This is a genomic window from Rahnella sp. PD4, assembly GCF_049199325.1.
Classification (GTDB): domain Bacteria; phylum Pseudomonadota; class Gammaproteobacteria; order Enterobacterales; family Enterobacteriaceae; genus Rahnella; species Rahnella perminowiae.
Window position 1 is genome coordinate 326,805 of the sequence record NZ_JBLZQF010000004.1, and the last position, 13,453, is coordinate 340,257.

The following is a 13,453-nucleotide window of genomic DNA, read 5'->3' on the forward strand; positions in this document are numbered from 1 at the left end:
TCCCTGCTAATTGTTTTTCTGGTGGAGACCAAATCAATAGCAGAAAAAAATAACCGTTACGAGGGTAAAAAATGATAAAGGAACTTTCTCAATCTGAAGTAGCTTTAGTTGCAGGCGGAAACGCTAACTCTAATTATGAGGGCGGCAGCAGCAGAAATACCCAGCACAACCAATCATCCTGGAGTCATATGGCTCAGAATGCGCCTACGCATATATACGGAGGCCCGGGAACTGTTGACTGCGCTAATGGTGTTTTTGGTGCACTCGCCAAAGGCTTTCCAAACCCGGGGAAAATGGCGGTCGGTGTGGCTAAAAATGCCGGAAAATGCCTTTCTGATAATGGCGGCCGTGGCGGCGCTTTTGGTGGCGACTCAAATGCTAACAGCGTCAACGGGCAATGCCACTGGTAATAACTAGTTAAAATTATTTTAAGCTACCCTGAGGTAATAATGACGCCAGGGTAGCTATGCCCATGATTCAGCATAACGATGATTGAAGCATCAAATCCGATGACGAAGAAACTTGTCAGTATATAAGGGGACAGGGTAAAGATAAGATAAAGGATGATGATGGCTAAAATTTCAGCACTGGTTTTTTTATATTCCCGACAAAAGCATCTTCCATTATTTAAAAACCCTGTTGTATAAAATGGATTGCGTCGCAGCATTTAAAAGAAAAGTTATACCTTAAGCATAGCGTAAGTGTAAATCATCAAAGCCAATGAGGAATGTACTTCATCACAAATCAGACAATTGAAAACATTTCTGCCATTAAAGATCATGAAGACTTATTGAAAAAGGGGGCGGTCAAAGCAATCATTCCGCTGAATGCACCGCAATTTAACATAATCATGATTATGCGCACTGGAATCGTAAGCTCATTGTAAATCAATGCATCCTGAAAATCTAAAAATAAGGCCGGTCATCATCCCGGCCTTATTGGTTCTTATCAGTATTCGAAAATCACATCATCCGCGATCAGGCATGCGTTACGTTTTTTTGCTCTGTCTTCGATCCGGTATTTTCCAGCATTCTTCGCACCGGAATAATGAGGATGAACAGCACCGCAGCGCAGATCAGCAACGCAATGGAACAACGTGCGAAGAGATCAGGCAGCATATCCAGTTGATCGGCTTTTACATGCCCGCCAATCAAACCGGCCGCCAGATTCCCCAGCGCGCTGGCGCAAAACCACAGGCCCATCATCTGACCGCGCATTCTTTCCGGTGCCAGCAGCGTCATCGTCGCCAGTCCAATCGGGCTCAGGCACAGCTCGCCGAGCGTCAGCATCAAAATGCTTCCCACCAGCCATAAGGGTGATACGCCTGCTCCGCCGCTGTTCAGGACGTTCTGGGCAGCCATCATCATGATCCCGAAGCCCGCTGCCGCACACAAAATACCAATGATAAACTTGGTGATGCTACTCGGGCGCACATTTTTACGCGCCAGCAACGGCCATGCCCAGCTGAATACCGGCGCCAGCAGGATAATGAACAGTGCATTAATAGACTGGAACCAGACGGCAGGAATTTCGAAATCGCCGATCATCCGGTTGGTATAGTCGTTAGCGAACAGGTTAAATGAAGTCGGTTTCTGTTCAAACGCAGACCAGAAGAAGGCTGCCGAAACTAACAAAATGAAACACACCAGCAGTCTGGCGCGCTCTTTGCGGTTAAGTCCGGCGAACAGGAACAGATAGATAAAATAGAGGGCAACTGACGCCGCTATTACGTACACCAGCACGCTGGCGACGGCAACCGGGTTAATGACGATCACCCCCTGCGAGATCAGCGCAACGATGGCTGCCACAGCCGCAGCCAGTACCAGCAGCCAGGCACCCACGCCGTTTTTCTTAGCAACCGGACTGTTCCAGGTCGAATCCAGACCTACTTCGCTGTCGTAACGTTTCATGGAAGGCACGGCATACAGGCGGAAGATAATCAGCGCCACCAGCATACCGATTCCCCCGATACCAAAGCCCCAGTGCCAGCCATGCGTTTTTATCAGCCAGCCGGAGATCAGCGGCGCGATAAACGACCCCATATTAATACCCATGTAAAACAATGAGAAACCGCCGTCACGACGCGCATCACCTTTTTTATACAGTGTGCCCACCATAACCGAGATGCATGTTTTGAACAGGCCTGAGCCGAGAACAATGAACATCAGGCCGATGAAAAACAGGCTGTCGCCCATGAAAGCGGAAAGCGCGATCGACAGATGGCCGAGCGCAATCAGAATCGATCCGTACCAGACCGCCCTCTGCTGCCCGAGCCAGTTATCTGCCAGCCAGCCCCCCGGCAGTGCCGCCAGATACATACAGCCAGCAAATATACCGACGATAGCCGAGGCGTTTTCGCGTGCAAGCCCCATGCCGCCGTCGTAAACCGTCGCCGCCATAAACAGGATAAGTAAGGGACGGATGCCATAAAACGAGAACCGCTCCCACATTTCAGTGAAGAACAATGAGCCGAGCGGATAAGGATGGCCGAAGAAAGTCCGGCTTTCGTTTTTATTAACAGAGGAATGCATAAATTCTCCAGAGAAGGTCTGTCGTAATCGTTGTGAATACCCTTGCCCGGCGGCTGTCTTGCAGCCGCTCTTAAGCATTCAGCGGTTATTATTTGATTGCTGAATACCGGTATTGTCTGGCATTAACCGCAGAAGTTTTAGAGGAAAAGTCGACTAATGTCCACTTTTACAGATTTTATAGCGGCAAAAAAAACGGACATGGCAGGTCAATTTACGAAAAAATCCGCATGAGAGAAATGCATTCTCTTTCACAGGCTACCGTGAGCAAAATAGGTGCCGCTATAAGGTATGGGCAGATAATCGTGAAAGAGTTGTTTTAACGTCTGTTCAGGTTCGATATCCGCAAACAGTTCAGGATAAAGGGCTTTTGCCATAAACTCGGTGGCGGCAACATGCCACGGGCTGAGGTAGAAATTTTGCCATATCATCCCGGTGTGGCCGTTAAGCAGCGCTTTAAGTTCCCGCAATCCGTTCTGTCTGGCGGTGAGTTCCCGCAGACTTTGCTGGGCTATTTCCGGTGTGATTTCAGGCCCCAGTTTCAAATCATTCTGATCTTCAGCGGAACCGGCCCCTGTGGCGAAATAAACCTCAGGTTGCGCCATGATGACCGTTTCCTCATTCAGCCGGCCAAAGACCCCTTGCACTGTTTTTCCGGCGATATTATCCCCTCCGGCAAAATTGAGCAGTTCACCCAGGCTACCTTTCACAGCAGTCACACAGCATTCATTGCGGCGTCCAAGATGTAACTGAAGCAACACCGTCGGTTTATGGCCGGAATAAGTGGCCAGCCGATCATGAATGACCTGCATATGCGCATCATAAAAATGATTAAACGCCTGAGCCCGTGCAGTCTGGTTAAGCACTTCGCCCAGAATATTCACACTGCGCTGAGTATTTTTCAGCAGATGGACACGAAGATCGATTTTCACTACCGGAATATGCGCCGCGTTGAGCATCTCTTTAAGACGCAAATCTGCATCGTCATAGCGCGCAAGACTGGGCAGGATCACCAGATCCGGTTTGAGCGCCAGCACCTTTTCAGGGTTCATATCATTTGTTCCGCCCAACCCCAGCGACGGAATCGCCAACATCTGCGGAAAACGCCGGGCAAAAATATTCCAGGTCTGGCGGTCATATTTCTTCAAATCGAGTGGCCAGCCGACAACCCGTTTCACAGGGTCACCGGTTTCCAGCAGGGCCAGCGTATAAAGCATCCGGCTTTCGCCAAGCACGATACGTTGCGGATTATCGGGAATGTTCACCGGGTTACCGTCGATATCGATGACGGTGCGTGCCTGCACACCGACGCCCGTCAGTGCCAGCAGCATAAAAACCATCGTCATGACACTGTATTTGCGCATCAGATGCGCGCGCGGCAAAAACCGCCGATCAGAATTCAACACTTGCCTGCACCATAAGATTACGGGTTTCACCTTCACGTACGCGCAGGTTACCGCCGCTGGACGTGTAATAATGTTTGTTAAACAGATTATTCAGGTTGAGTTTAAGCTGTGTCTTCTCCCCGAACAGACGGTTATTCCATGCAACAAAGCTGTCAGCCACAATATAATCAGGCAGCGTGAAACTGTTTTCCGGGTCTCCCGCCCGGCTCCCCACATAACGCGCACCGCCACCGATACGGAAATCTCCCGGCAGGCCGTTAATCACCAGATTATGGCTCAGATAGAGCGCACCCGAATGACGCGGCGCATTTTGTAAGCGGTTGCCGTTATTCGCTGAATTTTCACCATCATCCACAATTTTGGCCTGGTCATAGCTGTAACTGGCACTGACTTCCCAGTCAGGAAAGATTTCACCATTCAGTTCAAACTCTGCTCCGCTGGAACGCGCTTTATCAATGGCGCGTGTTTCGCCGTTAATGCTCAGTGACATGTCACGTTCATCGATGCGGTAAAGCGCCACGCTGGCAAACATGCGTGGCGTAATCTGCCATTTACTGCCCACTTCCCAGGTGGTGCCCTGTTCAGGCTTTCCGACATTGCCATCATCATCGACATCCGTTGAGGGGGTAAAGGATTTACTGACGCTGCTGTATAAAGACACATCGGGCGTGACTTTATAAATCAGACCGGCCTGTGGCAAAAACTTATTCCCTTCGGAATCCAGTGTCTGAACAACCGGATCAAAGCCTTTTGAAGCACGTTGCTCATAGTGCTGATAGCGGCCACCCACGACCGCAATCCAGTCTGATGTCAGTGAAATGCTGTCTTTTGCATAAACCGACCGGCTGTGGATCCGGTTCAGGTTATTGCCATTAGCCGTATTCTCAGTGGTGCTGTTGGCGACCGGGGAGAGAATGTCATATTGCGGATCAAAATAGTTAAAGCTGCTGTTGGCTTTTCCCTGGTATTGATGTGCACGATACGTCTGGTTCATCTCATAGTCTGTACCCAGCACAAGATCATGATTCATGCCCAGAATGTCCTGCGTACCCAGCAGATCCCAGGAAACGTATTTGGTCTTATGGTTAAAACCGCGGTTGGCATCCGCCCTGCGCGTCACGGCGCCGGTGGTGGTGTTCACCGCCGTCACCCTGACCTCGTCATTATTGTAGCGGCGCTGGTTCCAGCCAAGCGTCAGACGAGTACTCCAGTCATCGCTGAACTGCCAGTCATAGTGAGCGTTGAGCGTTTTATTATGGCCCCAGGCACGGTTTGATTTATCATCCAGCCGGTTTTTATAGCCGATATCGATAGGCTTACCGTTAATAAAAGCGGTTCCGCGATCATAAGGTATATCGTAGCGGTAATCTGAATAGCTGATCAGAAAACTGGCCTTTTCGCCATACCATTGCAGCGAAGGCGAAATCAGCGTGTGCTTATCGCTGCCAAAATTACGCCAGTAATCCTGATCTTGTTTTTCCGCAATCATGCGCACGGCAAAACCATTGCCAAGCGGACCGGTGACATCGACTGTCCCTGCCCCGCCGCCTTCACTGGCGTAACGTCCGCTGACTTTTGTGTGCCAGTCATACTGCGGCTTTTTACTGACAAGGTTAATGACACCGCCGGGATTTTGGATCCCGTAGAGCAATGATGCTGAACCTTTTAACACTTCAACACGTTCGGTAGTGGCATCAAAATTGAGACCCTGGCTGCTGCGCACGCCGTCGCGATAAACGGAGCCATCAGAGTTGGAACCAAATCCACGGCGGACAAATCCATCTTCCGTACCTGCGAGAGTATTCCCCTCACTGACACCACTGACAAAATGCATCGCATCAGCCAGGTTTGTGGCCTGATAGTCGTCCAGTTGTTGCCGGGTTACCACACTGACTGACTGTGCCTCGTTAAGACGCGAGGTGGGCGTTTTACTGGCAACAGAACTGGTTCCGGCGCTATATGATTGATCGTCAACTCCCGGCCCGGTGATCGTTAACGTATCGCTTTCCCCCGCTGAATATCCTGTAACAGGTGTCAGCATCACGACACCATAAATCGCAGCTAAAATGGCTGGGTGGTCTTTTCTTTTAAAATCAAACAGCGTGTTATTCTTCATTTCAATGAACCCGGTGTTAAAAATGACGTCTTTTTCCGTAAAGAAATTCCGGACATACCAGTAACGACAGACACACAGTGTGTCCGGTTAACGCTCCTGACCTGTCCGGTTAATGTTGTTATTCTGATCCGGCAAAGGAAAACCGCCGTAATGCAATTGATAATCATTCCAACATGCGGAGATGTAGTAGTAAATGATATGTTTCAGAATTTTGCTACATCAAAAAACGCCACACCCTGTCATCAGCAACAGAATTATCCTTTATAAGTCATTGTTTAATAAAAAATTTAAATATAAATCATTTAATATCGCCCACAAAACATTGCTCAGGGGCATAAGAATGTGAATATTTTTTTTCATAAAAACACTACATTGTGAATATGATAAAACCGGGTAAAGGGTAAAAACGACAAGGATCGGTAAAAACAAATGGCGGCGACTCCGGTAAAAAAACGTATTGATGTCTTCGGTGAACGTTACCGTGCACGTATCTCCTCACTTTCCCCCGGCTTACAAACCGTTGCGTCTTATATATACAACCATCGTGAATCGGTGCTGGAAGCAACAGCAATGGATATTGCAACCGCGACAGAGGTTTCAGATGCCACTGTAGTCCGCGCCGTTCAGGCGCTCGGTTTTGCGGGTTTACGCGATATGAAGAAAACGCTGGAAGCCTGGTTTGGCACAGCGGTTAATTCAGAAGAGAAAATGATTACCACGGTCAGTGAGCTGGCCAGTGATATCAATTCGGGCATCGACTTCGTTCTTGACGGGCATAAGCGTGCCTGTGACACGCTGGCGCAGCCAGCTAACCGTCAGGCTATTTCTGAGGCTATCGCCTTGCTGATTAATGCACGTCAGGTGGCGGTGTTTGGCCTGAACGCTTCCGGTATTTTAGCGGACTACAGCGCCAGGCTTTTTACCCGAATCGGCATTCCCGCAGTGTCACTTAACCGCTCAGGCATTGCGCTGGCGGAACAACTGATCAATCTGCAGCGGGGTGATGTCCTGATTATGATGGCGCAGAAGAGTGCTCATCGCGAGGGCAGAACGGCAATACAGGAAGCAAAGCGTCTGAGTATCCCCCTCATTTTACTGACCAACGCCAGTGATTCTTTTTTTGCGAAACAGGCTGACATTGTCATCACTATTCCGCGCGGGGGTGAGAATGGCAGAATGCCACTCCATGGTACGGTACTGGTGTGTCTGGAAATGCTGATTTTATCCGTTGCCTCGGCCACCGCATCGCGAACCATGAAAACCATGAAACGCATCCAGGATCTCAATCAGTCTCTGAAGTCAGCCAATAAAATAAGAAAATTGCAGGACGGGGGGACATAAACAATCAGCATGAAGAAGCGGGAGATGAATAACACGGCCCCCCCGCTTACTGTCGCTGTCCGTGCGGCGTTTCTAGAGAAGTATCTGCCGGTTAAGCGGTTTGAACCGGCAGATATCGTAATCATACAATTTACCGGGTTCAGTAGGAAAGGTGTCATAGGAACCGCTGATATACATGCCTTCCCTGAAAATAACGACCTCATCTACAGGCACGGGATGCTGACATGCGGCGCAAACCAGAGAATGTACGGTTTCTGCCAGGGGCGTATTCACTGCGGCGACGAAACGATCTGATCCGCATTGCTCGCAAACAATATTAATATCCGGCATGTGATGCGCTCTGCACAAAAGGAAAGTGAATCCTTCAAATATAGCATAATTGGAATAATCTTATTGCTAATTCTGAACTCATTCCCTATCAAAACATTGCAGGCAAAAAAAAGCCCGCAGGCAAACAGCGGGCAATCACACAGACAGGAATAATAAAAAGCAGTGGTTATCTGTAGCGAGGTACAGATGCATTAATCATAGCCAGCTTTATCTTCTTCGCGAGCCTGCAGCCCTTGCCTTTTAAAAATAGGAATACTCCGCATTTACTCCGCCTTGCTGACACGCCAGATGCTGTTACCTGCATCGTCGGCGATCAGCACTCCGCCCTGTTTATCCATTGCCAGTCCGACCGGTAAACCGCGAACATGTTTCTGATCATCGGTGAGGAATCCGGTCACCACCGGCTGTGGCAGCCCGACGGGTTTACCATTTTCAAATTTTACCCACATCACCTGATAACCGTTCAGCGGTTTGCGGTTCCAGCTGCCGTGTTCACTCACAAACGCGCCACCGCGATATTGCGCCATATTGTCGCCGGTATAGAACAGCAACCCGAGCGGGGCAACATGTGAACTGATGGCATAATCCGGTTTGATGGCTTTTTCGACCAGATCCGGACGCGGTGGTTTGACGCGCTCATCCACATGTTGTCCGTAGTAGCTGTAAGGCCAGCCATAGAAACCGTGCTCTTGCACAGAGGTCATGTAATCGGGCACCAGGTCGGAGCCGATTTCGTCGCGTTCATTAACCACTGCCCACAGCTTGCCGCTTTGTGGCTCCCATTGCAGACCGGTCGGATTGCGCAATCCGCTGGCATAAATACGGCTGGCACCGGTTGCGGCATCCACTTCCAGAATGGCCGCGCGCCGGTCTTCTGCACCGATACCGTTTTCAGTGATATTGCTGTTGGAACCGACCCCGACGTACAATTTGCTGCCGTCCGGACTCGCCAGCAGGGATTTAGTCCAGTGATGGTTGATAGGCCCGCCTGGCAACGCTGTCACCACCTCACCCGGTGCGGTGATCTGCGTTTCACCTTCCTGATAAGGGTATTTAATCAGGCTGTCCGCGCTGGCGACCCATAACGTATTACCGGTCAGCTGAATACCGAACGGTGAATTTACACGGGCAATAAACGGATGTTTCTCCCATTTACCGCCGGTATAGCGCAGCAACGTAATACGGTTACCGCCTTCGCCGCCTTTACCGGAGCATTTCTGCACCATCCCCATAATTAACTCTTTCGGCCTGAAGATGAGTTTTTTCGCCGGACCATTAGATTCCGCAACCAGCACATCGTTATTCGGCAACACATACACCTGACGCGGGTGCTTAAGCCCTTCCGCGATTTTTTCGATCTTTAGCCCGTCCGCCACTTTCGGCATTTCACCGGTTTTCCACGGTATGCCTTGCGGCACTTTCATGGGTGGCAGCAGGAAGTTTTGCGCTTTCGGCAGTTCAGGATCCGCACCGGTTTGTTTCTTCGGGTCGATTTGTGAACTGTCATCACAACTGCTCAGTAATGCGACGAGCGTCAGTGCGAGTAACGCGCGTTGGTGATTTTTCATGGTCTTATCTCCTTATACTGTGCGTGCACGTAACGCGAGCTGGACATTTCCCACCAGCAGCAACACCACCACCAGCGAAGAAAGCGTGACTCCCATTGGTACAACCGCATAAGCATCACGGCTGTGAATAAAGGCATTGAAAATAGCCAGCACCACGGCCACCAGATTCAGCCAGAAATGGGTTTTTAACGGCGAACCGGCAGGCGTTTTGCGCCCTGCCCATACCTGCACCACGTTGATCAGCCGGGGAATAATGGCAATGATCAGCCCGAGCACAATCAGCCAGCTGGCAGCGTCAGTCCACATCGTGATGAAAGTCTTCATATAGAGGATGTCGAAGATCCAGGCTGCGACAAAGAAACCAAGAGGAATGGGATTTAACAATTCGTACAGCGCCGTTGCGACACCCCGGCGCGCTGAAATCGGCTGCGTTTGCATGTTCTTCTCCTTAACTTATCCATAGCTGACCGCGTTAAAAGCGCGGCCCCCCTCAGGCGTACCTGTAAAAGATTAGTAAAGATGAAGAGTTATGACGAATTCATTAGCAGCGTAATGATGTATGACGGGGCAATACCTGCAGCACTGGCAGATGTTTGCCTGAATGAAAAAAGCCCGTCATATGACGGGCTTTGGCGTTTCCGACCGGTAATCAGACCGTGCCGGTACCGCCATCAGAACACCAGACCTGCCCTGAGGCATAACTGTTTTCATTTGAGGCCAGCGTCACGTACAACGGGGCGATTTCCGCAGGCTGCCCCGGACGTTTCAGCGGTGCCTGTTGACCAAAGGATTCGATTTTTTCCTGAGGCTGTCCGCCGGAAATTTGTAACGGCGTCCAGTACGGCCCCGGCGCAACACCGTTCACCCGAATTCCGTCATTCGCCAGCTGTTTGGCCAGCGCTTTGGTGAAAGCCATGATCGAGGCTTTGGTGGAGGAGTAATCGAGCAAATTATCACTCGGTGAAAACGCCTGAACCGAAGTCGTGTTAATGATCGCACCGCCGCGCGGTATGAATTCCAGCGCCGCTTTAGTTATCCAGAACATGGCGTACACATTAGTTTTGAACGTGGCGTCAAATGCCTCGGTGGTCAGATCCTTAATCGAATCACAGAACTGCTGACGACCGGCATTATTGACGAGCAGATCCAGCCCGCCGAGCTTTTCTTGCGCTTCCTTCACCAGTTGCTGACAGAATTTTTCATCGCGGATATCCCCCGGAATGGCGACCACTTTCCGCCCTTCTGCCCACAGCAGATCGACCACCTCTTTGGCATCGGCCTCTTCGTCGGGCAGGTAATTGATGGCGACCTGCGCACCTTCGCGGGCGAACGCGATCGCCACCGCACGGCCAATTCCGGAATCACCGCCGGTGATTAGCGCCTTACGCCCCTCCAGCCGGGCACTGCCTTTGTAAGTTTTTTCGCCGTGATCGGGGACAGGATTCATTTTGCTGGCCAGCCCGGGGAAGGGTTGTTTCTGATGCTCAAACGGGGGGGTCGGATACGCATCAACATGAGGTTCATTGAGGGATGTCGGGATTGTTTTATTGTTCATAAACACTCCTTATTTTAGAAATGAAGGAACCTTAAAAATAGACCATCCTGGGCAGCCTGTGGGCATCATCAGACTGTTCTGAATATCCCGCATTCCGGAGTCAAAACTATCTTGCAGGTAATGCATACGCCACCAGCGCATCACCGGACGTCGTCCCCAGCCCGCCGTGTCCGCCGGCGGCAATCACCACAAACTGTCGTCCATCATCGCCGGTATATGTCATCGGCGTCGCCTGCCCCCCCGCCGGAAGTCGCGCACGCCAGAGTTCGTTACCCGTCGTTTCGTCGAATGCGCGGAAATAGTTGTCTGCCGTGGCTCCGGTGAAAATCAGCCCGCTTTGAGTAATAACATTACCGCCCATCATGAAAATGCCTGTTGGCAATGGCACATTAGTATGTGTGCCGAAAATGTTCATGTCTCTGGTGGTTCCCGCCGGTCTTTCCCAGGCAATTTTTCGGGTGGTCAGATCAACCGCAACCAGTTTTCCCCACGGTGGCGCATTACACGGTGCCTGCAGAAAGCCCAGCCACGGTTTGACGATGGCCGCCCACGGCGTGCCATATTGCGGGCCAACGGAGAACTCTTTGGGTTTGGGATAAGGCTGATTACTGTTCCATCCGGCCCATTTGTGCATCAGCCCTTCCTTGATCGCATCGGCTGATTTTTTCACTTCCATTGTGAACGGGATGTAACTGGTGTTGGCAATCAGCACATGGCGGATCGGATCTACCGAAGCACCGTACCAGTCCATCACACCGTCGAAGGCCGGATAAGCAATGGATTTACCCTCCGCTGGCGGGGTGAACTGTCCCTGATAGCGCGCACTTTTGAACTGGATCCGGCAATACAACTGATCAATGGGTGTTGCGCCCCACGCGTCAGTTTCTTTCAAATCTGGCGGAGAAAGATTGGGCATGCCGGCAGAATCCGGCTGCGTTGGCGAAAGATGTTCGCCCGGCAAAGAGGGAGAGGTGTGCACCGGTTTTTCGTTTACCTGCGCCAGCGGTTTTCCGGTACGCCGGTCGAGCAGGAACAGCTGTCCCATTTTGGTGGTCTGCACCAGCGCCGGCACCGTCGTCCCGTCCGGCGAGGGCAAGTCCACCAGCGTCGGTCCGATCGGTACATCAAAGTCCCAGACATCGTGATGCACCGTCTGGAAATGCCAGCGTTCCTCACCGGTCTGAATATCCAGCGCGACAACAGAACTCGAATATTTTTCGTCAAACGGACGGCGTCCGGCACCGTAATAATCCGGCGTCGCATTGCCGAGCGGAATATAAACCAGACCCAGTTTCGGATCGCCGGTATAGGTTCCCCAGCCGTTGGGCGTACCACGGTTATAAACTTCACCCGGTTTGAGCGGTGCATTCTGCGGATCCCGGCCCATATCCCATGCCCATGCAAGCTGGCCGGTATTTGCATCGTAAGCCCGGACGACGCCGGAAGGTTCACCGGTAGACTGGTTGTCATAAATCCAGCCGCCCAGCACAATGTGTCCGTCCATCACCATCGGCTGCGAAGTAATGAAATGGAAGCCCGGTGGCACATCGCCCATATGGTCAGTCAGGCTGACAAAACCGTTATCGCCAAAGGAGGAACACGGCTGACCGGTTTGCGCATTCAGTGCTACCATCCGTGCCGCACTGGTGGTCGCGATGATTTTTTCCGGACATATTTTATCATCGGCTGACTGGCTGTATGCCACGCCACGACACGCCAGGTACTCATTGGCTGAGGTGTCAGTTTTAGGATCGAATTTCCATCGCTGAGTGCCCGTCGTGGCGTTGAGTGCAATCACTTCGCGGTGCGGCGTACAGATAAACAGCGTATTCCCGACTTTAATGGGGGTCACTTCGAAATTAAATTCGCGTCCGGCTTTATCCTCACCCTTCCTCATCACATCACCGGTGTGAAACTCCCAGGCAGGTTTAAGCTGGCTGACATTAGCGGGGGTAATCTGCGTCAGCGGTGAATAACGCTGCCCGGCTTCTGTCCGGCCATAAAAGCGCCAGTCGTTACTTTCCGGTGAGGTGGTCTGTGCTGCGCCTGTCTGTGCGGGAACGGGCTGATAATGCACAAAACGTGACCCGGTCACCTGCCAGCCAGTATAAAAAATGCCCGCAATCGCCACCACGTACACCAGCCCGGCCAGTGTGCCGGCGTGGTGATTGCCCCGTGTTGCCATCACCTGACGGGTGATCAAGGGCAGGCTGCACCAGATGCCTAACAATGCCATCACAAACAAACGCGGCATCAGTTGCCAGCCATCCAGGCCGACTTCCCATACCGACCAGATGCAACAAACCAGAAATGTCAGCAAATACAGCCAGATCCCGCTGCCATGACGGCGCGCGATAAAAATGCCGCTGATCAGATAGCCGGTGCCAAAAACCACATACCAGGGTGAGCCGCCGATAGCCGCCAGCCAGACGCCCAGCAGCAGATACGCCAGCCCGATGACACCCACCACAAGCCCGGTCATGAACGACCAGGTAATAATCCGTTCATTGCGCATAGTGATTTCTTTTGCAGGAAAAGGTTATTAAAGGATATCTGGCATTAAACTGAAGTGGCGGAACCGGGGAAGGATAAATCAGCAAGAGGCCGCT

Annotated in this window: 10 protein-coding genes; 2 read left to right on the forward strand and 8 right to left on the reverse strand. The window is 51.4% G+C overall.

Annotated elements, in window-relative coordinates:
- Nucleotides 1-71 precede the first annotated feature (71 nt).
- A complete protein-coding gene (locus ACOZIO_RS13265) occupies nt 72-410 on the forward strand; it encodes a hypothetical protein (protein WP_421595376.1) in 339 nt (112 codons plus the stop codon).
- Nucleotides 411-977: 567 nt separating this feature from the next.
- Here ACOZIO_RS13265 and ACOZIO_RS13270 read toward each other — a convergent pair.
- The 3 genes from ACOZIO_RS13270 to ACOZIO_RS13280 all read right to left on the reverse strand — a co-directional run bounded on the left by ACOZIO_RS13270 (nt 978) and on the right by ACOZIO_RS13280 (nt 6,050).
- A complete protein-coding gene (locus ACOZIO_RS13270; protein ID WP_217138892.1) occupies nt 978-2,531 on the reverse strand; it encodes a peptide MFS transporter in 1,554 nt (517 codons plus the stop codon).
- Nucleotides 2,532-2,779: 248 nt separating this feature from the next.
- Entirely contained in the window at nt 2,780-3,874 is a 1,095-nt protein-coding gene (locus ACOZIO_RS13275) for an ABC transporter substrate-binding protein (RefSeq protein ID WP_421595420.1), read from the reverse strand.
- Between the two features lie 46 nt (nt 3,875-3,920).
- Entirely contained in the window at nt 3,921-6,050 is a 2,130-nt protein-coding gene (locus ACOZIO_RS13280; protein ID WP_129953590.1) for a TonB-dependent siderophore receptor, read from the reverse strand.
- 429 nt (nt 6,051-6,479) lie between these two features.
- On the opposite strand from ACOZIO_RS13280, the gene ACOZIO_RS13285 reads away from it, so the two are divergent.
- Entirely contained in the window at nt 6,480-7,391 is a 912-nt protein-coding gene (locus ACOZIO_RS13285; protein WP_129953591.1) for a MurR/RpiR family transcriptional regulator, read from the forward strand.
- Nucleotides 7,392-7,463: 72 nt separating this feature from the next.
- On the opposite strand, the gene ACOZIO_RS13290 is transcribed toward ACOZIO_RS13285, so the two are convergent.
- From ACOZIO_RS13290 to ACOZIO_RS13310, 5 genes are all read right to left on the reverse strand, one after another.
- Complete coding sequence (locus ACOZIO_RS13290) at nt 7,464-7,721, reverse strand: hypothetical protein (RefSeq protein ID WP_129953592.1); 258 nt, start codon at nt 7,719-7,721, stop codon at nt 7,464-7,466.
- A gap of 263 nt (nt 7,722-7,984) precedes the next feature.
- Entirely contained in the window at nt 7,985-9,289 is a 1,305-nt protein-coding gene (locus tag ACOZIO_RS13295; protein ID WP_421595377.1) for a PQQ-dependent sugar dehydrogenase, read from the reverse strand.
- Between the two features lie 12 nt (nt 9,290-9,301).
- Entirely contained in the window at nt 9,302-9,727 is a 426-nt protein-coding gene (locus ACOZIO_RS13300; protein ID WP_129953594.1) for a DUF2231 domain-containing protein, read from the reverse strand.
- Between the two features lie 211 nt (nt 9,728-9,938).
- Nucleotides 9,939-10,844, reverse strand: coding sequence for an SDR family oxidoreductase (locus tag ACOZIO_RS13305; RefSeq protein WP_129953595.1), 906 nt, complete (start codon nt 10,842-10,844; stop codon nt 9,939-9,941).
- Nucleotides 10,845-10,950: 106 nt separating this feature from the next.
- Nucleotides 10,951-13,359, reverse strand: a complete 2,409-nt coding sequence (locus ACOZIO_RS13310; protein WP_421595378.1) for a membrane-bound PQQ-dependent dehydrogenase, glucose/quinate/shikimate family — start codon at nt 13,357-13,359, stop codon at nt 10,951-10,953.
- Between the last annotated feature and the right edge of the window lie 94 nt (nt 13,360-13,453).